Annotated in this window: 23 protein-coding genes and 1 tRNA gene; 14 read left to right on the top strand and 10 right to left on the bottom strand. The window is 66.3% G+C overall.

The window, feature by feature from the left end:
• Nucleotides 1-5: 5 nt before the first annotated feature.
• The 3 genes from ACUDP5_RS25465 to mutM form a co-directional block, all read right to left on the bottom strand.
• Nucleotides 6-1,685 carry an FAD-dependent oxidoreductase gene (locus tag ACUDP5_RS25465; RefSeq protein ID WP_445657518.1) on the bottom strand — a complete coding sequence of 560 codons (1,680 nt, stop codon included), beginning with the start codon at nt 1,683-1,685 and terminating at the stop codon, nt 6-8.
• 158 nt (nt 1,686-1,843) lie between these two features.
• Complete coding sequence (locus ACUDP5_RS25460; protein ID WP_445657517.1) at nt 1,844-2,797, bottom strand: MBL fold metallo-hydrolase; 954 nt, start codon at nt 2,795-2,797, stop codon at nt 1,844-1,846.
• A 260-nt stretch (nt 2,798-3,057) separates the two neighbouring features.
• Complete coding sequence (gene mutM / locus ACUDP5_RS25455; RefSeq protein WP_263909672.1) at nt 3,058-3,885, bottom strand: bifunctional DNA-formamidopyrimidine glycosylase/DNA-(apurinic or apyrimidinic site) lyase; 828 nt, start codon at nt 3,883-3,885, stop codon at nt 3,058-3,060.
• Between mutM and ACUDP5_RS25450 the strand changes: the two genes are divergently transcribed.
• Nucleotides 3,884-5,770 carry a tetratricopeptide repeat protein gene (locus tag ACUDP5_RS25450; protein ID WP_263909674.1) on the top strand — a complete coding sequence of 629 codons (1,887 nt, stop codon included), beginning with the start codon at nt 3,884-3,886 and terminating at the stop codon, nt 5,768-5,770. The two genes, mutM and ACUDP5_RS25450, sit on opposite strands and share 2 nt — an antisense overlap.
• The gene (gene lolB, locus ACUDP5_RS25445) at nt 5,767-6,369 is read left to right on the top strand and encodes a lipoprotein insertase outer membrane protein LolB (protein ID WP_445657516.1); all 603 of its coding nucleotides are present in this window, start codon (nt 5,767-5,769) and stop codon (nt 6,367-6,369) included. The genes ACUDP5_RS25450 and lolB overlap by 4 nt, the downstream gene beginning before the upstream one ends.
• An 86-nt stretch (nt 6,370-6,455) precedes the next feature.
• Here the strand turns inward: lolB and ACUDP5_RS25440 are convergent, their stop codons facing one another.
• Nucleotides 6,456-6,680: a hypothetical protein gene (locus ACUDP5_RS25440; RefSeq protein ID WP_445659232.1), complete on the bottom strand. Its 225-nt coding sequence runs from the start codon at nt 6,678-6,680 to the stop codon at nt 6,456-6,458.
• On the opposite strand from ACUDP5_RS25440, the gene ACUDP5_RS25435 reads away from it, so the two are divergent.
• From ACUDP5_RS25435 to ACUDP5_RS25395, 9 genes are all read left to right on the top strand, one after another.
• Nucleotides 6,622-8,220 (top strand): methyl-accepting chemotaxis protein, encoded by a 1,599-nt coding sequence (locus ACUDP5_RS25435; protein WP_445657515.1) that lies wholly within the window; start codon nt 6,622-6,624, stop codon nt 8,218-8,220. The two genes, ACUDP5_RS25440 and ACUDP5_RS25435, sit on opposite strands and share 59 nt — an antisense overlap.
• Before the next feature lie 68 nt (nt 8,221-8,288).
• Complete coding sequence (gene ispE, locus ACUDP5_RS25430; RefSeq protein ID WP_263909679.1) at nt 8,289-9,206, top strand: 4-(cytidine 5'-diphospho)-2-C-methyl-D-erythritol kinase; 918 nt, start codon at nt 8,289-8,291, stop codon at nt 9,204-9,206.
• Nucleotide 9,207: 1 nt separating this feature from the next.
• Nucleotides 9,208-9,284: transfer RNA gene (locus ACUDP5_RS25425), tRNA-Gln, on the top strand.
• A 132-nt stretch (nt 9,285-9,416) separates the two neighbouring features.
• Nucleotides 9,417-10,367 (top strand): ribose-phosphate pyrophosphokinase, encoded by a 951-nt coding sequence (locus tag ACUDP5_RS25420; RefSeq protein WP_006227587.1) that lies wholly within the window; start codon nt 9,417-9,419, stop codon nt 10,365-10,367.
• 147 nt (nt 10,368-10,514) lie between these two features.
• The gene (locus ACUDP5_RS25415) at nt 10,515-11,135 is read left to right on the top strand and encodes a 50S ribosomal protein L25/general stress protein Ctc (protein ID WP_263909681.1); all 621 of its coding nucleotides are present in this window, start codon (nt 10,515-10,517) and stop codon (nt 11,133-11,135) included.
• A 97-nt stretch (nt 11,136-11,232) separates the two neighbouring features.
• On the top strand, nt 11,233-11,829 hold the full coding sequence (gene pth, locus ACUDP5_RS25410) for an aminoacyl-tRNA hydrolase (RefSeq protein WP_263909683.1): 597 nt from the start codon (nt 11,233-11,235) through the stop codon (nt 11,827-11,829).
• On the top strand, nt 11,829-12,608 hold the full coding sequence (locus ACUDP5_RS25405; RefSeq protein ID WP_263909685.1) for a CPBP family glutamic-type intramembrane protease: 780 nt from the start codon (nt 11,829-11,831) through the stop codon (nt 12,606-12,608). The genes pth and ACUDP5_RS25405 overlap by 1 nt, the downstream gene beginning before the upstream one ends.
• Nucleotides 12,609-12,749: 141 nt before the next feature.
• Nucleotides 12,750-13,841 carry a redox-regulated ATPase YchF gene (ychF, locus tag ACUDP5_RS25400; RefSeq protein ID WP_263909687.1) on the top strand — a complete coding sequence of 364 codons (1,092 nt, stop codon included), beginning with the start codon at nt 12,750-12,752 and terminating at the stop codon, nt 13,839-13,841.
• Between the two features lie 160 nt (nt 13,842-14,001).
• On the top strand, nt 14,002-15,144 hold the full coding sequence (locus ACUDP5_RS25395) for a Fic family protein (RefSeq protein WP_445657514.1): 1,143 nt from the start codon (nt 14,002-14,004) through the stop codon (nt 15,142-15,144).
• A 223-nt stretch (nt 15,145-15,367) separates the two neighbouring features.
• Here ACUDP5_RS25395 and ACUDP5_RS25390 read toward each other — a convergent pair whose 3' ends face one another.
• Nucleotides 15,368-15,811: a MarR family winged helix-turn-helix transcriptional regulator gene (locus ACUDP5_RS25390; protein ID WP_175191382.1), complete on the bottom strand. Its 444-nt coding sequence runs from the start codon at nt 15,809-15,811 to the stop codon at nt 15,368-15,370.
• A 3-nt stretch (nt 15,812-15,814) separates the two neighbouring features.
• Complete coding sequence (locus ACUDP5_RS25385; RefSeq protein ID WP_263909706.1) at nt 15,815-17,413, bottom strand: MFS transporter; 1,599 nt, start codon at nt 17,411-17,413, stop codon at nt 15,815-15,817.
• 334 nt (nt 17,414-17,747) lie between these two features.
• Here ACUDP5_RS25385 and ACUDP5_RS25380 point away from each other — a divergent pair, with 334 nt between their 5' ends.
• Both ACUDP5_RS25380 and ACUDP5_RS25375 read left to right on the top strand, forming a co-directional pair.
• The gene (locus ACUDP5_RS25380) at nt 17,748-20,243 is read left to right on the top strand and encodes an AsmA family protein (protein ID WP_263909708.1); all 2,496 of its coding nucleotides are present in this window, start codon (nt 17,748-17,750) and stop codon (nt 20,241-20,243) included.
• On the top strand, nt 20,240-20,623 hold the full coding sequence (locus ACUDP5_RS25375; protein ID WP_263909710.1) for an MOSC domain-containing protein: 384 nt from the start codon (nt 20,240-20,242) through the stop codon (nt 20,621-20,623). Before ACUDP5_RS25380 ends, ACUDP5_RS25375 begins: the two co-directional genes overlap by 4 nt.
• Before the next feature lie 41 nt (nt 20,624-20,664).
• On the opposite strand, the gene ACUDP5_RS25370 is transcribed toward ACUDP5_RS25375, so the two are convergent.
• From ACUDP5_RS25370 to rsmD, 4 genes are all read right to left on the bottom strand, one after another.
• Nucleotides 20,665-21,888: a benzoate/H(+) symporter BenE family transporter gene (locus ACUDP5_RS25370; protein ID WP_445657513.1), complete on the bottom strand. Its 1,224-nt coding sequence runs from the start codon at nt 21,886-21,888 to the stop codon at nt 20,665-20,667.
• Nucleotides 21,885-22,136, bottom strand: a complete 252-nt coding sequence (locus ACUDP5_RS25365) for a YfhL family 4Fe-4S dicluster ferredoxin (protein WP_006385941.1) — start codon at nt 22,134-22,136, stop codon at nt 21,885-21,887. The genes ACUDP5_RS25370 and ACUDP5_RS25365 overlap by 4 nt, the downstream gene beginning before the upstream one ends.
• Nucleotides 22,137-22,319: 183 nt before the next feature.
• Complete coding sequence (coaD, locus tag ACUDP5_RS25360) at nt 22,320-22,823, bottom strand: pantetheine-phosphate adenylyltransferase (RefSeq protein WP_006385942.1); 504 nt, start codon at nt 22,821-22,823, stop codon at nt 22,320-22,322.
• 58 nt (nt 22,824-22,881) lie between these two features.
• The gene (rsmD, locus tag ACUDP5_RS25355; RefSeq protein WP_263909715.1) at nt 22,882-23,448 is read right to left on the bottom strand and encodes a 16S rRNA (guanine(966)-N(2))-methyltransferase RsmD; all 567 of its coding nucleotides are present in this window, start codon (nt 23,446-23,448) and stop codon (nt 22,882-22,884) included.
• On the opposite strand from rsmD, the gene ftsY reads away from it, so the two are divergent.
• On the top strand, nt 23,447-24,889 hold the full coding sequence (gene ftsY / locus ACUDP5_RS25350; protein ID WP_445657512.1) for a signal recognition particle-docking protein FtsY: 1,443 nt from the start codon (nt 23,447-23,449) through the stop codon (nt 24,887-24,889). The genes rsmD and ftsY overlap by 2 nt on opposite strands.
• The last annotated feature ends 85 nt before the right edge of the window (nt 24,890-24,974 follow it).

Raw genomic sequence — 24,974 nt, 5'->3', positions numbered from 1 at the left:
CGGATTCAGGCGCGGCCGGTGGCGCGATGGATGGCCGAGGCCACGGCGTCGGGCTGGAACGCGCGCCAGCGCGCAGTGATGTGCTGGTCGGGGCGGATCAGGTAGGCGGTGCCTGGGCGGGCGTCGTAGCGCTGGGCCAGCAGGCCTTCGCTGTCGACCACGTAGGCCAGGTCGGCGGGCCAGGCCGAGGTATCGCATTGGGCGTTCGCTACCAGCACCGGCGTGACCGGCACGGCCGCCAGGCGCAGCGCCTGCAAGGCCTGCAGTGTGTCGGGCGAGGGCGACTGGTCGCCGCAGAACAGCGCCAGCGTGAAGCTGCCGTTCAGCCGCGCCAGCCACCAGTCGACGCCGCCGGGGCCGCTGACGGGAGCGTCCAGCGCCACGGCGCCGGGACGCATGCGGCCGGCAAAGGCGTCGGTGTCGGGTGTGTTCAGCGGCGAATCGGTGTAGGTGGCCGGCAAGGACAGCCGGCCGCTGTTCACCAGTGAACGCGCGAACGGATGGTTGCGCGCCAGGTTCAGCACGGCATTGCGGAAGCTGCGGCTGATGTCGCTCTTGGGGGTGATGAAATCGGTGGCGCGCGATGAGTTCAGGATGTTCTCGTCGGCGGCGTGCTCGCGTTCGGTGGCGTAGCTGTCCACCAGCGATTCGGGCGCCTGGCCGGCCAGCACCAGTTTCAGCTTCCAGGCCAGGTTCTCGGCATCCTGCACGCCGCTGTTGGCGCCGCGCGCGCCGAACGGCGAGACGCGGTGGGCCGAGTCGCCCGCGAACAGCACGCGGCCATGGCGGAACGTGTCCATGCGTTCACAGGCAAAGGTGTAGACGCTGACCCATTCCAGTTCGAACTGCGCGTCCGGCCCGAGCAGGGCGCGGATGCGCGGCAGCACGTTCTCGGGCTTGACGGCTTCGACGGGGTCGGCGTTCCAGCCCAGCTGGAAGTCGATGCGCCAGACGTTGTCGGGCTGCATGTGCAGCAGCACCGATTGGTTGGGGTGAAAGGGCGGGTCGAACCAGAACCAGCGCTCGGCGGGAAAGTCCGCCTTCATCTTGACGTCGGCGATCAGGAAGCGGTCGCGGAAGATGCGGCCATGGCTTTCCTGGCCGATCAGCTTGCGCACCGGCGAACGCGCTCCGTCGCACGCCACCAGCCAGTCGGCCTGCAAGGTATAGGGGCCTTCGGGCGTGTCGATCGACAGCGTCACGCCGGCGTCCGTGTGTTCCACGCCGACGACCTTGTTCTTCCAGCGCAGATCGATATTGGGCTGTTGGCGTGCCTGTTCGTACAGGTAGCCTTCGGCGTAGTACTGCTGCAGGTTGATGAAGGCGGGACGGCGGTGGCCGGGTTCGGGCAGGAGGTCGAAGCGCCAGACCTCCTGGTCGCGGAAGAACACCTTGCCGACGTTCCACGAGACGCCCTTGTCGGCCATGCGCTGGCCGACGCCCAGGCGGTCCCAGATTTCGAGCGTGCGCTTGGAAAAGCAGATGGCGCGTGAGCCGGTGGACAGGCGGTAGTCGTCGTCCAGCACCACCACGCGCACGCCCTGGCTGGCCAGGTCCAGCGCCGTGGTCAGGCCGACCGGCCCGGCGCCCACCACCACCACCGGGTGGCGCGCGCGTGCCGCGGCCGCCTGGTCGGCGTGTTTCTCATAGGCGAACTCCATCGCCTGAAAGTCGATGTCTCCCACGGTTGTCTCCTGTGTGGGTCATTTTGTTTTTATGCTCGGCTGCGCCTCGCTGCCCGCGCCGAGGGGGGGGCGGAGGGCGGGCGCAGCCGGTTCCTGCTTGGCGTGTCGGGGGCGAGGGCGGCCAGTCATGCCGGCCCGCCACCCGCCCCGATTCGTGATCAGCCCTCGAGCTGGGCCCACATTTCCAGGTCGCGCTTGTCGGTCCAGATGCGCGGATGGACGTGGCCGGTGGCTTCGTCGTAGGCGCGCGACACGTCAAACGGCATGCAGTGGTCGAAGATGACCCAGTCGCTGTAGCGCGGCTTCATGAAGTCGTAGACCTCGCGGTAGATCGTCTTCAAGTCCTTGCCTTCGGCCACGCCGCGGTTCACGGCGCCGTACAGGTCGGTCAGGAATGCGCGGGTGCCGGCCAGGCCCTGGCGCACTTCGGTGGCGTTCTTCAGGGCCGGGCCACGGCCGGGCACCATCTTTTCGGCTTCAAAGCCCGACAGCGCGTCCAGTGTGCTGGGCCAATCGCGGAAGTAGGCGTCGCCGCAGTAGGGCGTGGACTGGTATTCGACCAGGTCGCCCGCGAACAGGATCTTTTGTTCGGGCAGCCAGGCAACGGTGTCGCCCTTGGTGTGGCCGCGGCCCACCTGCAGCAGCTTGACTTCCAGGTTGCCCAGGTTGACGGTCATTTCGCCCTTGAAGGTCATCGTGGGCCAGACCAGGCCGGGCGGAATCGATTCGGCATTGCGGAACAGGCGCGGGAAACGGCCGATTTCGCTGGCCTTGTCCTGCTCGCCGCGTTCGGCGATGAGGTCGTAGGTGTCGCGGCTGGCCAGGATTTCCTGGGCGTCGTAGGCCGACGCGCCGAACACGCGCACGGCGTGGTAGTGCGACAGCAGGATGTACTTGATGGGCTTGTCGGTGACTTCGCGGATGCGGCGGATGACGTCCTGCGCCATGACCGGCGTGGCCTGGGTGTCGACCACCATGACCGCCTCGTCGCCGATGATCACGCCCGTGTTCGGGTCGCCTTCGGCCGTGTAGGCATAGGCGTTGTCGGACAGTTTTTCAAACGAGACGACCTTGTCGGACAGGTCGGCGTGCGAGGCGAATTGCTTGCTCATGACTGGCTCCTTCCACTTTTATAGGAATAGGGTGTGTGGAAGGAATATAGCGTGGCGTTAGTGCTTATGCAATACGTTTGCTATTGACTAATGGTCTGGTTTTTTCAGGGATTACACCAGGGTGGCAGGCCCGAGCGCCCACGGCAAACCGGGCCGCATGGCGGCCCGCAGGGGGAATCGTCAGGGGGAACTTTCGGGTCGGGGGCGGCTCTGACCGCCAGCCTGCACGTCTGGCCTGGCCGCGGGCCAGGCCAGAGGCGCTAGGTTTTCTGGCACTTCGGGCAGTAATAGGTCGCGCGCTGGCCCTGGACGATGCGACGGATCGGGGTGCCGCACACCTTGCAGGGCTGGCCTTCGCGTTCGTAGACCGCGGCGTGGATCTCGAAGTAGGCGCCCGGTTCGCCGCTGGCGCCGACGTAGTCGCGCAGCGTGCTGCCGCCCGAGGTCAGGGCGTCGGCCAGGGTGGCGCGCACCATGTCCGCCAGGCGGTCGCAGCGGGCGGCCGACAATTTATTGGCCGGGGTCTTGGGATTGATGCGGGCCCGGAACAGGCTTTCAGAGGCGTAGATATTGCCCACGCCCACGACCGCCATGCCAGCAAGCAGCACCTGCTTGACCGCCGCGCCGTGCCGCTTGAAGTGCCGGTGCAGCCAGGCGCCGTCAAAGCGCGGGTCGAAGGGTTCGATGCCCAGCTTGGCCAGCAGCGGGTGGTTTTCGATGGGGCCGTCGGCGTCGGGGTGCCACAGCACCGCGCCGAACCGGCGGGGATCGTGCAGGCGCAGGACCGCCTGGTCGAAGATCCATTCGACGTGGTCGTGCTTGCGCAGGAACTCACCCGGCGCCGTGCTCCGCAGCGAGCCGGACATGCCCAGGTGCACGATCTGGGTGCCGTGGTCAAAGCGCAGCAGCAGGTATTTGCCCCGGCGGCCGCATTCCAGCACGGTCCGGCCGCCCAGCAGGTCGGGCAGATCGGCGGGGATGGGCCAGCGCATCCGGGATTCATGGACGACCAGCCGCGAGAGGGTCCGGCCGGTGATGACGGCGTCTATTCCCCGACGCGTGGTTTCGACTTCAGGCAGTTCCGGCATGAGCCAGTGTAAGATCATCAATTGCGTGTACGAAGATTGTGCCATCAACCGGACGGGCCGCGTGAAGTCGTCTTTCAAACAAATGAATATCGGGTTTGCCACGCTGGCGCTCGCGTTGGCCGCCATCCTGGCCCCTCAGGCCCAGGCCGCCGACAGCCGGACGCGCGATGCGACCGGCCCGCGCATGGCGCCCCAGAGCCGTCAACCTGAAACCGAGGTCATCCGCCTGCGCCCGGGGCAATTGCCCTATGTGTCGCTCACGGCCGACATCTTCTATCGCGTCCTGGCGTCCGAAATCGCCGCCCAGCGCGGCATGTACGGCACCGCCGCCAACACCATGGTCGGCCTGGCTCGCGATACCGGCGATCCCCGCCTGGCGCGCCGCGGCCTGGAATTCCAGCTGGCCGGCGGCAACCTGCCGGGCGCGCTGGACGCGGCCCGTGTCTGGGCCCGCCTGTCGCCCAACGACCTCGAAGCCAGCTCCACCGAACTGGCGCTGGCCGCGGCCAATGGCCAGACCAAGGGGCTGTCGCAGGCGCTGCGCAATCGCATCGATGCCTCGCGCGACAAGCCGGCTGCCATCGGCCAGGCCCTGGCCGTGCTCAGCCGCCTGAACGACCGCCGCCTGGCGCTGCGCATTCTCGACGAATCCCTCAGCGATAGCGTGCGCAAGCTGCCCGCTGCGCATCTGGCGCTGGCCGACGTGGCGTCCGCGTCCGGCGACAACCAGCGCGCTTCCCAGGAAGCCCGCGCCGCGCTGGCCGCCGACCCCAAGTCCGAAGCGGCCGCCCAACGCGTGCTCGAATACGGCGCCAAGGTCGATCCCCAGCGTGCCCAGGCCGACGCCCGCGCCTATATCAGCCGCAATCCCAATGCCCGCAAGGTGCGCCTGATGCTGGCCGGCCAAATGGCCGATGCCGGCGATTACGCCGGCGCCCTTGCCGAATTGCAGGCCATGTCGCGCCGTTCGCCCGAAGACTTCGATCTGCTCTTCATGCAGGCCCAACTGGCCTACAAGGCCGGCCAGTTGCCGCAGGCCAAGGCCTTCCTGCAGCAGTACCTGGATGTCCAGAACCAGCGCCAGCGCGCCATCGTGCCGGGTGCCACCGACGCGGGCGCCGCCGCGGCCGACGCCCACGTGCTGTTGTCGCGCATCGCCGAAGACCAGGGCCAGTACGACGAAGCCATCGCCGAACTCGGCCGCATCGACGACCCGTCGCTGCGGTTCTCGGCCAGCATGCGCCAGGCCGTCCTGCGAGCCAAGTCCGGCCGGGTCGACGACGCCATCAAGATGGTCGATACCGCCTCGCCTCAAGATGAGGAAGAGCGCACGCTCGGCATTTTGACCAAGGCCCAGATCCTGCGCGATGCCGACCGCATCGGCCAGGCCGTGTCCACGCTGGAAGCCGCTGACCAGGCCCTGCCCGACACCGTCGAAATCAAATACGAACTGGCCATGCTGTACGAGCGCCAGGACCGTCTGGCCGACCTGGAGCGCATGCTGCGCCAGGTCATTGCGCTGGATCCGGACCACGCCCACGCCTACAACGCGCTGGGCTACACGCTGGCCGACCACAACCAGCGCCTGCCCGAAGCGCTGGACCTCATCACCCAGGCGCTGGAACTCTCGCCCAACGATCCGTTCATCCTGGACAGCATGGGCTGGGTCAAATTCCGCATGGGCGACCAGATCGCGGCGGCCGACTACCTGCGCCGCGCCTACAGTGTGCGCCCCGAGGCCGATATCGCCGCCCACCTGGCCGAGGTCCTGTGGGCCCAAGGCAAGCGCGACCAGGCCACCGACCTGCTGCGCGCCGCCCTGCTGAAAGACCCCAAGAACAAGACTGTGCTCGACGTCGTCAAGCGCCTCGGGGTCAGCCTGTGACGGCAGGGGTACGCCGCTTGTACGACGGCGCGGCCGCGTTGCGCTGGGCGCTGCTGGCCCTGCTGGCCTTCGTGCTGGCGGCCTGCACCACCACGCCCAAGCCCATCGAAGGCACGTCCGCCGACGCGTTTTCCCGCATCGGGCGGTTTGCCATCACGGTCAACGAAGAAGGCGGCAAGCAAAATGCCGTGCAGGGTGGGTTTTCCTGGTCGGACGACGGCCGTCGTTACGTGCTTGACCTGACCAACCCATTGGGGTCGACCGAAGCCCGCGTCGAGGGCCAGCCCGGCGCCGCCAGCCTGACCAAGGCCGACGGCACCCGCCTGGTGGCCGACAATCCCGACGCCCTGGCCGAAGACGCCCTGGGCAGCAGCATGCCGGTTTCCGGCCTGCGCGATTGGCTGCGCGGCAAGCTGCCGGGTCATCCCGAAGCCACCGACGTTTCCAACGACGAACTCGGCCGCCCCGTGGCCTTCGAGCAGGGCGGCTGGCGGGCCAACCTGTCACGCTACGACACCCTGGGACCGCGCATGCTGGTCCTGGAACGGCAAGAACCCGGTCGCCGCATCATGGTGCGGCTGGTCGTCAACCAGCCCTGATCTTTCCCTGATTTGCCTGGCCCGATGGCCGCTGCGCCCCTTGTTTCAATCCCGGGGCGCCCCGGCCATCGGCGTTAACACGTCCGTCATTTTTCAATCGGGCAAATAAACGCGGCAAAATCCGTTGTGTTACGGCTTGAAATATCTTGTTTAGCCTGAATAATTCTCCCGAGACCCGCGCGCGCGACCAGCCTGCGCGGCTTGCAAGACCGGCGGCCGCGGATCGCGCCGCCGATTTTTTGGAGAATGGCTATGTTCAGGAACACACGAATCGCGACGATGCTTTTGGGGGTCATCGCGGTCTTTTTCATTTTCCAGCTGCTTGTCGGCGGCATGGGCTTCATCGCCCTGCGCCAGACCAATCAGGACGTCGGCCAGCTCTATCGCCTTTCTTCGCAGCAGGTCAACGCCGTCAATTCGGCGGCGCTGTCGCTGGTGGCGGCCCGTACCGACCTGAGCCGCTACGCCACCCGGGTGGCCCAGGGCAATTCCAGCGACACCACCGCGCTGCGACTGGCGCGCCAGCGCATCGCCGCGGGTGATCGTGCGTTCCAGGGCTTCTCGGGCGGCCTGTCGGCCGACGAGCGAACCGCCTCCAAGGACCTGATCGAAGCCTACGGCAACCTCAGCGCCAACTTGCAGAACGTGGGCAAGGTGCTCGAGGCGGGCGACATGGATGCCTATTTCAAGCAGGGCACGCAGCAGGTGCAGGAACTGCTGGTGTCCGAGCGCGACGCCTTCATGCGCCGTGCCGAGGAAACCGGGCAGGGCGTCATGGACGAGATCTCGCTGTTCCACAGCGTGTTCACCTACCTGCTGGGCGGCATCCTGGCCCTGGGGCTGGCGATGGCCATCGGCGCGCACGTGCTGATCCGCCGCATGATCGTGCGCCCGCTGCTGGAAGCCGGCGAGGTCTTCCGCCGTATCGCCGAAGGCGACCTGACGCGCCGCGTGGCCGATCGTGGCCGCAACGAAATCGGTGCGTTGTTGAACGCGTTGCGTGCCATGCAGGACAGCCTGGTGCGCACGGTGTCCACCGTGCGCCGTGGCGTGGATGAAATCAACGTCGGCGCGCGCGAGATCTCGTCGGGCAACACCGACCTGTCCAGCCGCACCGAAGAGCAGGCGGCCTCGCTCGAGGAAACCGCCGCCAGCATGGAAGAATTGGCGTCCACGGTGAAGCAGAACGCCGACACCGCGCGCGAGGCCAACCTCATGGTCGCGGCGTCGGCCGCGGTGGCGCAGCGCGGCGGCGATGCCGTGTCCAGCGTGGTGGAAACCATGCGCGCCATCTCGGGCAGCTCGACGCGCATTTCCGACATCGTGGGCGTGATCGACGGCATCGCGTTCCAGACCAACATCCTGGCGCTGAACGCCGCGGTGGAAGCCGCGCGTGCCGGCGAGCAAGGCAAGGGCTTTGCCGTGGTCGCCAGCGAAGTGCGCACGCTGGCCCAGCGCAGCGCCGCCGCCGCCAAGGAAATCAAGCAGCTCATCGAAGATTCGGCGCAGAAAGTCGGCGTCGGTTCGGCGCAGGTGGAAACCGCTGGCGCCACCATGCGCGAGATCGTCGATTCCGTGCAGCGCGTGACCAGCCTGATGGGCGAGATTTCCGCGGCCTCGGAAGAGCAGGCCAGCGGCATCGACCAGGTCAATCGCGCGGTCACGCAGATGGATGGCGTGACGCAGCAGAACGCCGCCTTGGTCGAGCAGGCCGCTGCCGCCGCAGGCGCACTGGAAGAGCAGGCACGCCAGTTGGCCAGCGCCGTGGCCGTCTTCAAGTTGCCGGAAGGGCAGGTCATCGAGGCGCCCGCCGAACGCCTGGCCGGCCGGGCCGCGCCGCAGATCGTCTGATCCTTGGCCACGTCCGGTCGCGCGCGGGTCGTTAAAATCGGCGCCTGCTTCCCTTTTTCCGATCCGCCGTGACTCTCTACGACGTTCCCGCGCCCGCCAAGCTGAACCTGTTCCTGCACGTGGTGGGCCGTCGCCCAGACGGCTACCACCTGCTGCAGACCGCGTTCCGTTTCATCGACCTGTGCGACACGCTGCATTTCGAGGTGCGCGCCGATGGCGTCATCAGCCGCGCCACGGACCTGCCCGGCGTGTCCGAGGCCGACGACCTGACCCTGCGCGCCGCCCGCGCCTTGCAGCAGGCCACCGGCACGCGCCAGGGCGCCCAGATCGCGCTGGAAAAGCGTATTCCGCAGGGGGGCGGGCTGGGCGGCGGGTCCAGCGATGCGGCCACCGTGCTGATCGCGTTGAACCGGCTGTGGGGCACGGGCCTGACCCGGCGCCAGTTGATGGACCTGGCCCTGCCGCTGGGCGCGGACGTGCCGGTATTCGTGTTTGGCCAATCGGCTTTCGCCGAGGGCGTGGGTGAAAAACTGACCGCGCTGGACCTGCCCGAGCGCGCCTATCTGGTGGCCCAGCCGGACGCGAGCGTGCCGACTGTTGGAATTTTTTCCGCACCCGATTTGACAAGAGATTCTTCTTACATCACAATAGCGGACTTTCTTGCTTCGCCTACTTTCTGCTTCGGCAGAAACGACTTGGAGCCGGTAGTCTTCCGTCTTTATCCTGAAGTTTTCAGGGCATCGCGGTGGCTGAGTGAACAGGATGCCCTGAAGTCTCGTGGAATCCCAGTTCGCATGTCGGGATCTGGCGCGTGTTTATACGCCGAGTTTTCCGAACTTCCGGAGGCCGTTTTGGCGAAAACGGAAATTACCGCTACAATGCGCGGCGCTGTTAAAACAAACAGCACAACGCATCCACGGTTCCGGTTAGTGCAGGCTTGTCCTGGGTTGACTGAACATCCGTTGCGGAATTGGATTGCAAGATAGTTGGGGAGTCGCCAAGCTGGTTAAGGCACCGGATTTTGATTCCGGCATGCGAAGGTTCGAATCCTTCCTCCCCAGCCAACCGAATACATAAAAAAGCTGTTGAACACGCCTGTAAGACACTGGCCCGGGTTCAGCAGCTTTTTTATTTTCCGGTCCGCAGGTTCTCGCATCACCTCGTCAGTGTCTTAAACGACCATCGCATCATCCATCATGGCAAACGATAGCTTCATGATCTTCACGGGCACGGCCAACACTCGGCTGGCCGTGGACGTAGTCAACCACCTCGATATGTCCCTGGGCAAGATGACCGTCGGTCGCTTCTCCGACGGCGAGGTGATGGTCGAAATCAACGAGAACGTGCGTGGCAAGGACGTCTTCGTCCTGCAGCCTACCTGTGCGCCTACCAATGACAACCTGATGGAAATCATGGTCATGGTCGATGCCCTGCGCCGCGCTTCGGCCGGCCGCATCACCGCCGCGATTCCCTATTTCGGCTATGCCCGCCAGGATCGCCGCCCGCGTTCGGCGCGCGTGGCCATCTCGGCCAAGGTCGTGGCCAACATGCTGCAAGTGGCTGGCGTCGACCGCGTCCTGACGATGGACCTGCACGCCGACCAGATCCAGGGCTTCTTCGACATTCCCGTGGACAACATCTACGCCGGTCCGATCTTGCTGGGCGACATCTGGCGCCGCAATTTCTCGAATCTGGTCGTGGTGTCTCCCGACATCGGCGGCGTGGTTCGCGCCCGTGCGCTGGCCAAGCAGCTGGAAGCCGACCTGGCCATCATCGACAAGCGTCGTCCGCGCGCCAACGTGTCGGAAGTGATGAACATCATCGGTGAAGTCGACGGCCGCACCTGCATCATCATGGACGACATGGTCGACACCGCCGGCACGCTGTGCAAGGCGGCCCAGGCCCTGAAAGACCGCGGCGCCGGCGCCGTCTACGCCTACTGCACGCACCCCGTGCTGTCGGGCGGCGCCATCGACCGCATCGAAGCGTCGGAACTGGACGAACTGGTCGTCACCGACACCATTCCGCTCTCCGAGCAAGGCCAGGCCAGCGGCAAGATCCGCCAGCTGTCGTGCGCCGCGCTGCTGGGCGAGACCATCCTGCGTATCTCGAACGCCGAATCGGTCAGCTCGCTGTTCGTCGACTGACGCCTGGCGTCGGTCGGGCCTGCAGCCCACCCCCGTTTTTTTGTGTCTTGCTGGTCGCGGCAAGGCACAAGCAACACGGCGCACCTGTTGTGCGCCGTGCTTTAACCGGCGAAGCCTCTTCGCTATTTTTTGTTTTTGGAGTTTTCCATGAAATTCATCGCCACTGCGCGTAGCGTCCAGGGTTCGAGTGCGAGCCGCCGCCTGCGCCGCGCGGGCCGCGTTCCCGCCATTGTCTATGGTGGTACGGCTGCCCCTCTGAACATCGAACTCGACCACAACGAGATCTACCACGCGCTGCGCAAGGAAGAATTCCACGCATCGATCCTGCAAATGCAGCTCGAAGGCGCCAAGGAAGAACAAGTTCTGCTGCGTTCGGTTCAATGGCACGCCTACAAGCCGCAAGTCCTGCACGTGGACTTCCAGCGCGTGGACGCCAACCAAGCCCTGCGCACCAAGGTGCCGCTGCACTTCGTCAACGCTGAAATCTCGCCGGCCGTGAAGCTGTCGGGCGCCATCATCAGCCACGTGACGACCGAACTGGAAGTGACCTGCCTGCCGGCAGCGCTGCCCCAGTTCATCGAAGTCGACCTGACCAACATCCTGGCCGGCGCTTCGATCCACCTGGCCGACATCAAGCTGCCGATGGGCGTGACCTACGTCCCGCACGGTGGCGAAGACAACCCGCTGCTGGCCGCTGCAGTCGTCAAGGGCGGCGCTGCCGCTGACGACGCTGCCGACGACGCCGCTCCGGCTGCTCCCGCCGCCTGAGGCCTGCCGGAAAGCTTCGGCTTTCCTGCGGCTTTGTGCCCGAAACCCTGCGTGTGCATTTGCATGCGCAGGGTTTTTTGGTTTAAACACCCCCATCATGTCTACTCCCATACGCCTCATCGTGGGATTGGGTAACCCCGGTCCCGACTACGAAACCACCCGGCACAACGCCGGCTTCTGGCTGGCCGACCACCTGGCGGACGACCTGCGCACTTCTTTTGCGCTCGAGAAATCGTTTTTCGGCATGGTGGCCAAGGCCCGCCTGGGGGCCGACAACGTGCTGCTGCTCAAGCCCAACACCTACATGAACCGGTCTGGTCAGGCGGTCGGGGCGCTGGCGCGCTTCTACAAGCTGACGCCCGAGCACGTGCTGGTGCTGCACGACGAACTGGACCTGATGCCGGGCCAAGTCAAGCTCAAGCAGGGCGGCGGCCACGCCGGCCACAACGGCCTGAAAGACATCCAGGCCGCGCTGGGCAGCCCGAATTTCTGGCGCCTGCGCATCGGCATCGGCCATCCGCGCACGCTGAATCTTGCGCAGCAGGTGGCCGACTTCGTGCTGCATCCGCCGCGCCGCGAAGAGCAAAAGGAAATCGAAGCCGTCATCGACCGCTGCCGCGCCGTGGTGCCGGCCATGCTGGCCGGGGATTTCGCGCTGGCCACGCGCCAGTTGCACAGCGGCAACGACGCCTGATGCACCCCAGCCCCGGCGCCGTGTCCGTCCGCAAACCGCGCTTTCGCACCGAGTTGGTGGATTTCTGGCGCTTCGTGCGCCGGCCGCATCCCCTGCGGCGCCTGCCCGGGCGCACCGCCGCGATCGGCTGGGTGTCGGACTGGTGGCCGGGTGTCGGCCCCGGGCGCATTCTCGCCTGGGCCAGCGTGCTGTGGCTGGTCAACCTGCTCGTGCTGGGGCCGCTGGCGGTCGCCGCGGCCGGGGCGGGCGGGGTGACGCATCGGCTGGACCCGGCCAACATTCCCTGGCTCACCGCCATCATCTGGGCGCCCCTGGTCGAGGAAATGCTGTTTCGCTATGGCCTGCGCCGCCCCAGGCAGGCGCTGTGGTTCTGCCCGGCGCTGCTGCCCGTGGTGCTGTACGGCCCGCGCATCTGGACCGGCCTGCTGCTGGCGGCTTTCGTGCTGCTGGCCTGCTGGGCGCTGCGCCCCAAGGCCGAACCGCTCAAAGGCTGGAACACCGCCTGGCGGCGGCATTACCTGAAGCACTTCGGCTGGGTGTTTCACTTGGTGGCGCTGACATTCGCCGCCGTGCACCTGACCAACTTCGTATTCAAGGACACCCCGTACTGGCTGCTGCCGCTGCTGGTGCTGCCGCAGTGGCTGACCGGCCTGGTGCTGGGCTGGATTCGCGTACGCCGCGGCATCGGCGCCGCGATCGCGCTGCACGCCACCTTCAACGCTGGCCCCATTTTGCTGATCTGGGCGGTGATGCGGTGGCTGCCCGCCGCGGCGCAATAGCAAAGCCGAGTCGCCGGCCAGGCCGCCTGCGGGACCTTCATGGGTCGCCGCCCCGCGCCGGCCGGGCGCCTGCCTTGCCGTAACCCCTGGCGGGGTAAACTAGAACGTTAACGCTCAATACCGTACTTACACAGGATTCCCATGGCTCTGCAATGCGGCATCGTCGGCCTGCCCAACGTTGGCAAATCGACACTCTTCAACGCTCTGACCCGCGCCGGCATCGCCGCCGAGAACTACCCGTTCTGCACCATCGAGCCCAACGTGGGCGTCGTCGAGGTGCCGGATCCGCGCCTGCAGAAGCTGGCCGAGATCGTCAAGCCCGAGCGCATCCTGTCCGCCACGGTCGAATTCGTGGACATCGCCGGCCTGGTGGCCGGCGCCAGCAAGGGCGAAGGCCTGGGCAACCAGTTCCTCTCGCACATCCGCGAAACCGACGCCATCGTCAACGTGGTGCGCTGCTTCGAAGACCCCAACGTGATCCACGTGGCCGGCAAGGTCGACCCCATCGCCGACATCGAAGTCATCGAAACCGAGCTGGCCCTGGCCGACCTGCAGACCGCCGAAAAGGCCCTGCTGCGCCACCAGAAGACCGCCCGTTCCGGCGACAAGGAATCGCAGCGCATCGTGGCCGTGCTGGAAAAGTGCGTGGCCCAGCTGAACGAAGCCAAGCCCATTCGTGCGCTGGACCTGACCCCCGAAGAGCAGGCCGACATCGCCCAGCTGTGCTTCATCACCGCCAAGCGCGCGATGTACGTGGGCAACGTGGCCGACGACGGCTTCACCAACAACCCGCTGCTGGACCGCCTGACCGAATTCGCCGCCGCCCGCAACGCGCCCGTCGTGGCCATTTGCGCCGCGATCGAATCGGAAATCGTCGACCTGGACGACGCCGACCGCCAGGCCTTCCTGTCCGACATGGGCATGGAAGAACCCGGCCTGAACCGCCTGATCCGCGCCGCCTTCAAGCTGCTGGGCCTGCAAACCTACTTCACCGCCGGCGTGAAGGAAGTGCGCGCCTGGACCGTCGCCATCGGCGCCACCGCGCCGCAAGCCGCGGGCGTGATTCACACCGACTTCGAACGCGGCTTCATTCGTGCGCAGACCATCGCGTATGAAGACTACATCGCCTACAAGGGCGAGCAGGGCGCCAAGGAAGCGGGCAAGATGCGGGCTGAAGGCAAGGAATACATCGTGCAGGATGGCGATGTGATGAATTTCTTGTTTAACGTCTGATCGGATTCGGCGGTGTCGGGCGTTCCGTGAATGCCCGGCAGTGCGCAGCTTCCCAAGAAAGCCGCAGCCATGCGGCTTTTTTTGTGCCTCTTCGCTTATTCACCGCATAATATGCGGTGAATAACTTGCGAATGCGGCGAATCGGCTCGATAATCACCGCATGAAGCGCGGTGATTACCTCTATCTCTGGCAAGCCCCGGAATGGCCGGAATGGCGCTACGACCTGGCCACAGTGGCCGAGCCGATGGTGCGTATCAGTCGCGCACAGGGGCTGCTGTTGGGTCGGCTGGCCGATGTCGGTCCGCGTTTGCAGGGTGAAGCGAGTCTCGCCGCTCTGACGGATGACGTCATCAAAACCAGCGAAATCGAAGGCGAGCATCTGAATGTCGCCTCGGTGCGCTCATCCATCGCGCGCCGTCTTGGCGTGGATATCGGCTCGCTGGCCCCCGTGGACCGCAATGTGGAAGGCGTGGTCGAGATGGTGCTGGACGCCAGCGCCAACTACGCCCAGCCGCTGACGGTGGAGCGCCTGTTCGGGTGGCATGCCGCGCTGTTTCCCACGGGCTACTCCGGCCTGAGCAAGATCACCATTGGCGACTGGCGTGACGACGCGCATGGGCCGATGCAGGTGGTATCCGGGCCGGTCGGGCGCCAGAAGGTGCACTACGAAGCGCCGCCCGCCACGCGTCTGCCTGCCGAGATGGCGCGCTTTCTGGATTGGGTCAACGCGCCGGATACGTCGGAACCCGCCCTGGTGCGCGCTGGCCTGGGCCATCTGTGGTTCGTGACCCTGCATCCCTTTGACGATGGCAACGGCCGCATTGCACGCGCCGTGGGCGATCTGCTGCTGGCGCGCGCGGATGGCAGCCCGCAACGTTTCTACAGCCTGTCGGCGCAGATCCAACGTGAGCGCAAGCAGTACTACGACATCCTTGAGCGCACGCAAAAAGGCACGCAGGATGTGACCGAGTGGCTGCTGTGGTTTCTGCGGATGCTGGACGAGGCCCTGAGTCACGCGCACCGCACGTTGGATGCGGTGCTGGGCAAGGCGCGATTCTGGCAACGCGTGTCGGGCGCCGCGTTGAACGAGCGGCAGGTGAAGGTGCTAAATCGTTTGCTCGATGGCTTCGAAGGCAAGCTGACCAGCAGCAAATGGGCAGCGCTGGCCAAGTGTTCGGCGGATACCGCGCTGCGCGATATCAACGAGCTGATGGCGTTGGGGGTGTTGCAGCGGTCAGGCGCAGGCGGGCGTAGCACGAGCTACGAGTTGACTCCGTTTTCCGCGGAACACGAGCCAATCTGAGGACGTATTTCCAAGTGCGGGGATGAAGTCTCGTCCAGGCCTGGCCAGAGACCCAAATTGTGCAAGAGGCTATTGCACAATTGCTCGGGGGCCACAATCTGGTGTTGCTGAGTCGTTTGAAAGCGCCAACGGAGAGCCTGGCCTATGGCTGCGCCGCCATCGACATGGCTGCTCGGGCAATGGGCTGAACAGTCATATCGAAAGGTATGAAACCCGCGCCCCATCAAGCGCCCTTATCCCCCGCCCCACGCACGAAATTCTCTTCCAGTACGCTCAACACCCGGTTCAGCGTATCGATATCCGCCGCCGACAACCCCTTCAACGACTCATCAAAGAACGCCGCCCGCTTCGGCAGCGCTTCATCCACCACCGCTTGCCCTGCGGGCGTCAATCGCGCATTGGTCAGTCGGTTGTCGTTGGCATCGACCGCGCGGGAGATCCAGCCCAGTTTCTGCATGGCCTGCAGCTGACGCGTGAGGGATGCCGGGTCGAGCCGGCAACGTTCGGCCAGGTGCTTTTGCGAACACTGCCCGCATTCGTGCAGCGCCAGCAGGATGCGCCAGCGCGGTAGCGCGTGGCCGACCTTGGCGCTGAAGGCGCTTTGCATGACGCGGTAGGTCTGGCCCATGTGCTGGATGACCTGCAGGCCTTGTTGTTGTTTGGGCAAAAGCTACTCTCCGACGCCGGCGGGCTCCGGTTTGGGAACGCGCGCCAATTGCACCAGGGGGACGCGCCGCACGCACCACAGCGCCAGCACCGCGACCGCCAGGGCAATGAGCTGCCCTTCGTGGATGGCGCCGACCAGCGCCACGCGCGCGATCTCGATCAGCGACGCTCCATCCTGGCCTTGATGGGCCAATTGTGCCAGGAACTGCGTCTGGGCTACGGGATTGACCAGCATCTGCGGGTCGTCCAGCTGCGGCAGCCACTGGGCCGATGTGCCGCGCAGGGTGGATTCGACGCCGCTGAAGTAGCTGTGGTTGACCATGGTGCCGACGACGGCGGTGCCGAGCATGCCGCCGATCATGCGCAGGGATTGCAGCAGGGCCGTGGCGATGCCCAGGTGGGTGCGGCCGGCGGTCTGCTGGGCGAAGACGGTGAGGTTGGGCATGATGAAGCCCATGCCCAGGCCGGCCATCATCATGTAGCCGGCAATCAGCCAGTGCGGGGTGTAGTTGTGGGTGGTGACGATGCCCATACAGGACGCGGCCATCAGCATGAAGCCGGCGTACAGCATGCGGTTGGGGTTGCGGATGCGGGTGATGATGCGGCCGTTGATGATGCTGCCCACGGTGATGAAGACCACCAGCGGCGTGATGAGCAGGCCGGCGTCCTGCGGCGACAGGCCAAAGCCGCCTTGCAGCAGCAGGGGCGCGTAGAACAGCATCGAATACATGGTGACCCCGACCAGCAGCGCCAGGATGAACAGCGTGGCCAGGCCCCGGTTGCGGAACATGTCGAAGGGCAGGAGCGGGTGCGGGCAGCGGCGTTCCCACCAGAAGAGCAGGGCGAACGCGGCGGCGCTGCCGATGCCGAGCAGGGCGATGGTGAGGCTGGCGCCTTCCTTGGGCAGCAGTTCCACCAGCAGTTGCAGGCCGCCCAGTGCGGCGGCGATGAGCAGGGCGCCTTGCCAGTCCAGGCGCACCTTGCCGGCGGTGTGGTTGCGCAGGTGGGGCAGGTAGCGGGCCACGAAGAACACGCCGAGGATGCCGATGGGCAGGTTGACGTAGAAGACCGAGCGCCAGCCGTAGTGCTCGGTCAGCGCGCCGCCCAGCGACGGGCCGACGGCGTTGGCGATGCCGAAGGCGGAACTGAGCATGACCTGCCAGCGCAGGCGCACGTGGGGGTCGGGAAACAGGTCGGGGATGGAGGCGAAGGCCGTGCCCACCAGCATGCCGCCGCCGATACCCTGCAAGGCCCGCGCCAGCACCAGGGTCAGCATGCTGTCGGCGGCGCCGCACAGGACCGAGGCCAGGGTGAACAGCACGATGGCCGCGACCACGAAGGGTTTGCGGCCGTAGTAATCGCCCAGGCGGCCGAAGATCGGCACGGTGATGACCGAGGTGAGCAGGTACGAGGTCGCCACCCAGGCGTACAGCTCGAAGCCCTTGAGTTCGGCCACGATGGTGGGCAGGGCGGTGCCGACCACGGTCTGGTCGATGGCCACCATCATCATGACGAAACACATGCCCAGCATGGCCAGCAGGGTCTGCCGGAAGGGAAGCACCTGGCCGGGCGAATAGGGGGTGCTTGGGTTGGGGGCGGGCATTGTTGGATGCGTCAATGATTGATGGATCAATAATTCTAGCCCTACAATCACCCAGACAGAAAACCGTCAGTTTTCGAGTTGGCGCGCAGGCCGGCCCGATTTGTTACGATAGCGGTATCTGCACGCAGGCCATGCCCGCGTCTTCAGCCCGTCTTTCCTTGGTAGATCCCCCCTTTCAAGCGACCCGGCCCCAGGCCCGGCGCACGCGGCGGCATGCCATGCAAGACGGCCAGATCAGGATGCCGGGCGGCAAGCCACGGCAAAGCGTCACTGTCGCGCCCGGCGCGGCGGGTGGCATTCAAGGATTACCAGTCGAGGGTCCGACGGGGCGGCAATGAAAACGTGGTTCAAGCGCATTCTGATAGGCCTGGTGGTGTTGGTTGTCGTGGCCGTCGTTGGCCTGGCCATCTTTTTGCTGACGTTCGACCCCAACGCGTACAAGTACAAGCTCGAAGAGCTTGTCCAGGAACGCTATCACCGCACACTGACGATCGACGGCGAAATCGAGCTGTCGCTGTTCCCGCGCATCGGACTGTCGGTGCAGGGCGTGTCGCTGTCCGAAGCCAATAGCACCGAGAATTTCGCGTCCATCGAAAGCACCCGCCTGGCGGTGGCCGTGTGGCCGTTGCTGTCGAACAGCTTCGTGGTGGACCACGTGGCGATCAGCGGCTTCAAGGCGCGGGTCGTGCGTGGCAAGGACGGCCAGTTCAATTTCAGCAATCTGGTCGGTGGCACGGCCCCGGTGGTGGCGACGCCCGCCAATCCGGCCGAAGCCATTGCCGGTGCGGCCCAGACCGCGGCGCAGGCGCTCACCAATGGCACTTCGCCGGCGGCGCGCAACAACATGCAGATCGACATTGCCGGCCTGGACCTGAAAGACGGCGAAGTGCTGCTGCAGGACGAGATGTCGGGCATGGCGGTGGCGGTCACCAAGATCAACGCCAACACCGGCCGCGTGACGTTCAACCAGCCGTTCGACGTGCGCCTGACGGCCCGCGTCGAAGGCGGCAACCCGCGCATCGATGCCAACCTGACGGGCCAGGCGCTGCTGACGCTGGATCCGTCTGCCAAGCGCTATGCCGCGCAGAAGCTGGACCTGCGCATGGACGGCAAGCTGCCGGGCGCCGAGGCCAAGAGCCTGGCGATGCGTGGCAACCTGGCCTTCAACGGCCAGAAGTCGGCGCTGGACGTGGCCGGCCTGGAACTCGTCTTCCAGGGTGACATCACCGATCCGGCCGCGCGTGCCACCGGCGTCGAGGCCAGCGTGGCGATGCCCAAGCTGTCGATCGACCCGCACAAGAGCCAGTTGCAGATCGAAAAGCTGGCCGTGCGCGCCAAGGGCGGCGTGGCCGATGGTCCGTTTGAATTCGCGGTGGACGCGCCAGCGCTGAACATTTCGCCCACGCAGGCCACGGGCGAAGCCCTGACGGGACGCGTGCGCATCAGCGGCCTGGACGCCAGCTTCGGCCTGAACGGCATCAGCGGCAATGCGGCCGAGCTGGACATCAAGGAAGCCAAGCTGGACAGCACGTCCAGGAAGGGCGACCGCATCGTCAAGCTGACCTTCGCCTCGCCGCTGTCGTTGAACCTGCTGCAACGCAAGGGCGGCCTGTCCGGGCTGCGCGGCGACGTCAACATCACCGACCCCAGCCTGCCCAAGGGCAGCCTGCAGATTCCGGTGATCGGCAGCCTGAACGTCGACCTGCTGAAAGACCAGGCCAACAGCAAGATCAACGCGGTGCTCGAAGGCGGCAAGTTCGATCTCAGCGCCGACATCACCAAGCTGAGCGACGCGCCGCAGGTCAATTTCGCGCTGGCGGTCGATACGCTGGATCTGGACAAGCTGGTGCCGCCGGTTGCGGCCGCGCCTGCCAAGCCGCCGGCGGACGGCAAGAAAGACGAAAACAAACCCGCCCAGCCGGCCCCGGCCAAGCCGGCGGACGACTCGATCAACCTGTCGGCCCTGGTCGGCCCCAGCGTGAACGGCACGCTCAAGGTCGGCAAGCTGGTGGTGCGCGGCCTGAAGGCCGACGACGTCGCCGCGGCCGTCAAGCTGGACCGCGGCAAGCTCGATATCTCCAGCCTCACGGCGGGCCTGTACGGCGGCAAGCTTGCCGGCGCCTTGTCGGTGGACGCGGCGCAGGGCAACCAGCTGGCCACGAAGATGTCGCTGGCGGGTATCGCCATCGAACCGCTGTTGATGGACCTGGCCCAGAAGAATGTGCTGTCCGGCACCGGCAGCCTGGCGCTGGACCTGAAAACCGGCGGCGCCAACGGCTACGCCATGAAGAGCAACCTGGGCGGCACGTTGCAGGTGCGCCTGCGCGATGGCGCGGTCAAGGGCATCAACCTGACGCAGACCCTGCGCGAACTGAGGGCGGCGCTCAAGCCCGAATCGCAAGACGAGACCGTGGCGGCCGACACCAGCAAGCAGACCGCCTTCTCGGAAATGGAAGCCGACCTGGCTTTCACCAAGGGCGTGGCCAGCGTCAAGCGCCTGAACGTCGTGTCGCCGCTGCTGCGCGTGACGCAAGGCGAGCCGGCCACCATCGACTTCGTCAAGGAAGAACTGGACCTGGTGGCGCGCGCCCGTGTGGTCAACCCGGCCGCCGACCCCGAAGGCAAGGAATTGATCGACCTGAAGGACGTGACCATTCCCGTGCACGTGAAAGGCCCGTTCGACAAGCCCACCTATACGTTGCTCTGGAAAGACGCCATCGGCGGCATTCTGAAGCGCAGCCTGGAAAACAAGCTGCGTGAAGCCGTGACGGGCAAGGGCAAGGGTGGCGCGGCGGTGGACAAGGCGCTCAAGGGCCTGCTCGGCAAATGAGCGACGCCTTCCAGCCCATCGCCCAGTGCGGCCATACGGCGCAGCCCGAGGCCGCGCCTTATCACCGGCAATGGCTGGTGGCCAACGATTCGGGTCAGTGGCTGAACCGCGAGCTGTGCCCGCGGCTGGCTGACGTGACCGTTGAATTGCGCCTGGGGTACCTGGTGCTGCGCGCGCCCGGCATGCTGCGCATGGATATTCCGCTGGATGTCATCGAAGACGACGACAGCGTGCGCTACAGCATGAAGGTGGGCGAGCAGACCATCGACGTCGTCGACGAAGGTGAGCTTGCGGCCGCCTGGATCTCGAATTTCGTGCAGGTGCCGTGCCGCATCATGAAGGTGCATCCGGACACGCCCGTGTCCGCCTGGCCGGACTGATATTCCGTCAGCGTCGCGCGGCGACGCGCCCCGGCCCGGCGTTACAACACGGCCGGCTTGCGCTTGTACTCGAAGACGGTGTGGGCGATGAGGCCCGCGACCAGGCCCCAGAAAGCCGACCCGATTCCCCAGAAACTGAACCCGGACGCCGTGGCCAGCAGCGTGATGAGCGCGGCTTCGCGCCGTTGCGGGTTGGCCATGGCGGCGGCCATGCCGCCCATGATGGTGCCCAGCAACGCCAGGCCGGCCAGTGCGGCCAGCAGGGCGGCGGGCAGGGCCTGGAAGAACACGGCGACCGCGCCGGCCACGATGCTCAAGGCGAAATAGCCGATGCCGTAGGTGGCGGCGGCGATGTAGCGCTTGGACGGATCGGCATGGGCTTCGGGCCCCGTGCAGATGGCGGCGCTGATGGCGCCCAGCGTGACACTATGGGCGCCAAAGGGGGCTGCCAGCAGCCCCAGGAAGCCCGTGGCGGCGACCAGGCGCGAGGCCGGGGGGCGATAGCCCGCTGCCTGCAGGATCGCCAGCCCGGGCAGGTTCTGCGAGGCCATGGCCACGACGAACAGGGGAATGCCCAGGCTGATCGCAGCCTGCGTGCTGAAGGCGGGCGTGGTCCAGACGAATTCGGTCAGGTGCCAATCGAGCTGATCGACCCGCAACAGACCCAGGCCGGCCGCCATGCCGACGGCCACGACCATCACCATCAGCACGGCGTAGCGGGGCGCCCAGCGGCGGCATACCAGGTAGGCGACGCACATGGCCAGCACCAACGCGGGCTGCTTGCTGACGTTGGTGAAGACGCCCATGCCGAAATTGAGCAGCACGCCGGCCAGCATGGCGGCGGCGACCTCGCCGGGAATGCGGCGCAGGATGGGATCGATCCAGCCGAACAGGCCACAGGCCAGCGTCAAGGCGGCCGCCAGCACGAAGGCGCCGATGGCTTCGGGGAAGGGCACGCCGGCCAGCGCGGTGACCAACAGGGCGGCGCCCGGGGTGGACCACGCCATGACGATGGGCAGGCCCGTACGCAGGCTGTAGGCGGCGCCGCCGAAGCCCAGCACCAGGCTGAGCGAACCGATCCAGGAACCGATGCGGGCAGCATCCAGCCCCGCGGCGTGGCCGGCCTGCACCATCAGCACGGCCGTGCCGCCGAAGCTGACCAGCACGGCGACCAGGCCGGCGGCGATGGCCGAAGCGGACAGATCGCGGCGGGCGTTGGGGCGGGAGTCGGGAGGGTTGAAGCTGGGCTGCGCGGTGTCGCTCATGCGGCACCGGTCAGGCGGCGGTACTTGGCCATGAGCTGTTCCTGGCCTTCTTTCCATTGCGGGTGCAGTTCGATGCATTCCACGGGGCAGACCACCTTGCATTGGGGCTCGTCGTGGTGGCCGACGCATTCCGTGCAGCGGTCAGGGTCGATGACGTAGTAGTCCTCGCCCATGGAAATCGCGTCGTTCGGGCACTGGGGCTCGCAAACGTCGCAATTGATGCATTCTTCGGTGATGGTCAGAGCCATGATGGGCGGGGCAATGGAAATCAGGCAAGGGGCGCAGCCATTGTACTGCCGGCCCCGGGTACGCCCGGACAAGCCCCTGGCGCTGTCCTGCCATTGGCGTGGTGCGCAGGGCCGGGCGCCAGAACGCAAGAAGAGCGCACGAGGCGCTCTTCGGGGGATTCGGCGGCGGGGGAGCCTGCGGGGTCAGCCCGGCCAGGACTGTTCGCGGCGTTCCTTGGCTTTTTCCTGCAGCCAGCGTTCGACCGAGGGGAACACGAACTTGCTGACGTCGCCGCCCAGCTGGGCGATTTCGCGCACGATGGTGCCCGAGATGAACTGGTATTGATCCGACGGCGTCATGAAGAGGGTTTCGACGTCGGGCAGCAGGTGGCGGTTCATGCCGGCCATCTGGAATTCGTATTCGAAGTCGGACACGGCGCGCAGGCCGCGCACGATGACGCGCCCGCCCTGGTCGCGCACGAAGTCCTTGAGCAGGCCGCCGAAGCTTTGCACTTCCACGTTGGGATAGTGGCCCAGCACTTCGCGCGCGATGTCCACGCGTTCGTCGATGCTGAAGAAGGGCTTCTTGTTGCGGCTATGGGCGATACCGACCACGACTTTGTCGAAAAGCGTGGCGGCACGGCGGACCAGGTCTTCGTGGCCTCTGGTCAGCGGGTCGAAAGTGCCGGGGTAAACAGCGATGATCATGCGAGCTCCGTACCGTTATTAGTGGTGTACACCATCCTCCGAAGCTCGGATTATTGATCTATTTGCGCAATGCAGCAAATTTCAGGAGATGGTAGTGGACCGCCCCGGCCTTGTCCTGGCGCAATATCTCGAATCCGTCGGGGGCGTCGATGGCGTTTTCGGCCTCGACGTAGACCAGGCCGTCCTCGGCCAGGATGCCGGGCAGGATCGGCCACAGGCGCGGCAGCCAGCCTTGTCCGAAGGGCGGATCCAGAAGGATGAGGTCAAATCGGGACGCATCCATTCTTTCGGCGACCTGCATCGCATCGCCCACGTGGATGCGTATCATGTCGGCTTTGAGCTTGTCGCGTAGTGTCCGCAGCGCGGACGCGGCGGTCTTGTCCCGTTCGACCATCTGCACGTGCGCGACGCCGCGCGAGGCGGCTTCGAACCCCAGGGCGCCGCTGCCGGCGAACAAGTCCAGCACCTGCTTGTCGGCGAATTCGCCACCCCACAGGTGATTGAGCCAGTTGAACAGCGTTTCCCGCACCCGGTCGGGGGTCGGGCGGAGCGTCTCCACGTCGGGCACGACGATAGGGGTGCGCCGGTATTGGCCCCCGACGATACGAATATACTTGTTACCCATGTTTAGCCGCTTCTTCAAGAAAAAATCCCCTCCGCCCGCCGCGCCGGCCCAGCCTGCGCCGCCGCCAGAGGGCGTGGACACCGCGCCCGGCCCGCAAGCCGGCGTCGAGGCGCCCGTCGCACCTGTCGAATCCCCCGCCCCGGTCCGCGAATTTTCGCCTGCCGCGCCGCCCGAGCTGACGCTGCCCGTGCCGGCCGCGTCGGTGCCCGCGCCGGCGCCGGCCAGCGTGCCGCAACCGCAACCCGCTTCGGTGCCGCAGCCGCCGCCCGCGCCGGCGTTTGCGCCGGCGGCGCAACCTGCCGCTGCTGCGCCGGTAGCGCCAGTTCCGGTCGCACCGGCTGCCGTGGCGCCGTCGCCGGCTGCGCCGGTGGTCGCCGAACCCGTCACTGCCGCGCCCGCTGCAGTCGCACCGGCTGCGCCGGCGCATCAGCCCGCCATCGTGCCGCCGCCGGTGACGGCCGCGCCGGTCAGCGCGCCGCCTGTTGCGGTGGCACCGCCGCCCGCGCCTGAACCCGAACCCGCGCCCAAGAAGGCGTCGTGGCTGTCGCGCCTGAAGCAAGGCCTGTCGCGCACCGGTCAGAGCATTGGCGGCATTTTCGTCGGCGTCAAGGTCGACGAGAACCTGTTCGAGGAACTCGAATCGGCGCTCATTATGGCCGATGCCGGCCTGGAGGCCACCGAGAAGCTGCTGACCGCGCTGCGTGCGCGAGTCAAGAAAGAACGCATCGAAGACCCGGCCAAGGTCAAGGCGGCGCTGCGCCAGCTGCTGGCCGACCACCTGCGCCCGCTTGAACGGGCATTCGACCTGAAGCAGGCCAAGACGCTGGTGGTGATGATCGCGGGCGTGAACGGCGCCGGCAAGACCACATCGATCGGCAAGCTGGCGCACACGTTCCAGCGCCAGGGGGCGAGCGTGCTGCTGGCCGCGGGCGATACCTTCCGCGCCGCCGCCCGCGAGCAATTGATCGAATGGGGCAGCCGCAATAACGTCACCGTGATTTCGCAGGATGGCGGCGACCCGGCCGCCGTGGCGTTCGATGCGGTCAATGCCGGCCGCGCGCGCGGCATGGGCGTGGTGATGGTGGACACGGCGGGCCGTCTGCCGACCCAGCTGCACCTGATGGAAGAGCTGAAGAAGATCCGCCGCGTGATCGGCAAGGCCGATGCGGCCGCGCCGCACGAAGTGCTGCTGGTGGTGGACGGCAATACCGGCCAGAACGCGTTGGCGCAGATTCGTGCGTTCGATGCGGCCATCAACCTGACGGGCCTCGTCGTGACCAAGCTGGACGGCACCGCCAAGGGCGGCACGTTGGCGGCGGTGGCGGCGGGCAGCCAGGGCGTGCGCCCGATTCCGGTGTACTGGATCGGCGTGGGTGAAAGCCTGGAAGACCTGCAGCCATTCGTGGCGGATGAGTTCGCCGGGGCCTTGCTGGCCGACTGATCGCTCTGGATGCCGCCGAGTTTGGCGGCACAAAAAAATGCGCCCCACGTGTCCGATGCCGGATACGTGGGGCGCGGTGTTTTTG

The sequence above is a fragment of the Achromobacter sp. NCFB-sbj8-Ac1-l genome (genome assembly GCF_052695805.1).
The sequence above is the reverse complement of the archived record's forward strand: the minus strand, read 5'-3'. Positions and strand labels throughout refer to the sequence as shown.

What these genes read in the sequence shown, in the direction of transcription:
- ACUDP5_RS25460 (WP_445657517.1), bottom strand. Translation starts at nt 2,797, where the DNA reads ATGAGCAAGCAATTCGCCTCGCACGCCGACCTGTCCGACAAGGTCGTC.
- ACUDP5_RS25450 (WP_263909674.1), top strand. Translation starts at nt 3,884, where the DNA reads ATGAGCCAGTGTAAGATCATCAATTGCGTGTACGAAGATTGTGCCATC.
- mutM (WP_263909672.1), bottom strand. Translation starts at nt 3,885, where the DNA reads ATGCCGGAACTGCCTGAAGTCGAAACCACGCGTCGGGGAATAGACGCC.
- ACUDP5_RS25435 (WP_445657515.1), top strand. Translation starts at nt 6,622, where the DNA reads ATGTTCAGGAACACACGAATCGCGACGATGCTTTTGGGGGTCATCGCG.
- ACUDP5_RS25440 (WP_445659232.1), bottom strand. Translation starts at nt 6,680, where the DNA reads ATGAAAAAGACCGCGATGACCCCCAAAAGCATCGTCGCGATTCGTGTG.
- ACUDP5_RS25420 (WP_006227587.1), top strand. Translation starts at nt 9,417, where the DNA reads ATGGCAAACGATAGCTTCATGATCTTCACGGGCACGGCCAACACTCGG.
- ACUDP5_RS25415 (WP_263909681.1), top strand. Translation starts at nt 10,515, where the DNA reads ATGAAATTCATCGCCACTGCGCGTAGCGTCCAGGGTTCGAGTGCGAGC.
- pth (WP_263909683.1), top strand. Translation starts at nt 11,233, where the DNA reads ATGTCTACTCCCATACGCCTCATCGTGGGATTGGGTAACCCCGGTCCC.
- ACUDP5_RS25405 (WP_263909685.1), top strand. Translation starts at nt 11,829, where the DNA reads ATGCACCCCAGCCCCGGCGCCGTGTCCGTCCGCAAACCGCGCTTTCGC.
- ychF (WP_263909687.1), top strand. Translation starts at nt 12,750, where the DNA reads ATGGCTCTGCAATGCGGCATCGTCGGCCTGCCCAACGTTGGCAAATCG.
- ACUDP5_RS25395 (WP_445657514.1), top strand. Translation starts at nt 14,002, where the DNA reads ATGAAGCGCGGTGATTACCTCTATCTCTGGCAAGCCCCGGAATGGCCG.
- ACUDP5_RS25385 (WP_263909706.1), bottom strand. Translation starts at nt 17,413, where the DNA reads ATGCCCGCCCCCAACCCAAGCACCCCCTATTCGCCCGGCCAGGTGCTT.
- ACUDP5_RS25380 (WP_263909708.1), top strand. Translation starts at nt 17,748, where the DNA reads ATGAAAACGTGGTTCAAGCGCATTCTGATAGGCCTGGTGGTGTTGGTT.
- ACUDP5_RS25375 (WP_263909710.1), top strand. Translation starts at nt 20,240, where the DNA reads ATGAGCGACGCCTTCCAGCCCATCGCCCAGTGCGGCCATACGGCGCAG.
- ACUDP5_RS25370 (WP_445657513.1), bottom strand. Translation starts at nt 21,888, where the DNA reads ATGAGCGACACCGCGCAGCCCAGCTTCAACCCTCCCGACTCCCGCCCC.
- ACUDP5_RS25365 (WP_006385941.1), bottom strand. Translation starts at nt 22,136, where the DNA reads ATGGCTCTGACCATCACCGAAGAATGCATCAATTGCGACGTTTGCGAG.
- coaD (WP_006385942.1), bottom strand. Translation starts at nt 22,823, where the DNA reads ATGATCATCGCTGTTTACCCCGGCACTTTCGACCCGCTGACCAGAGGC.
- ftsY (WP_445657512.1), top strand. Translation starts at nt 23,447, where the DNA reads ATGTTTAGCCGCTTCTTCAAGAAAAAATCCCCTCCGCCCGCCGCGCCG.
- rsmD (WP_263909715.1), bottom strand. Translation starts at nt 23,448, where the DNA reads ATGGGTAACAAGTATATTCGTATCGTCGGGGGCCAATACCGGCGCACC.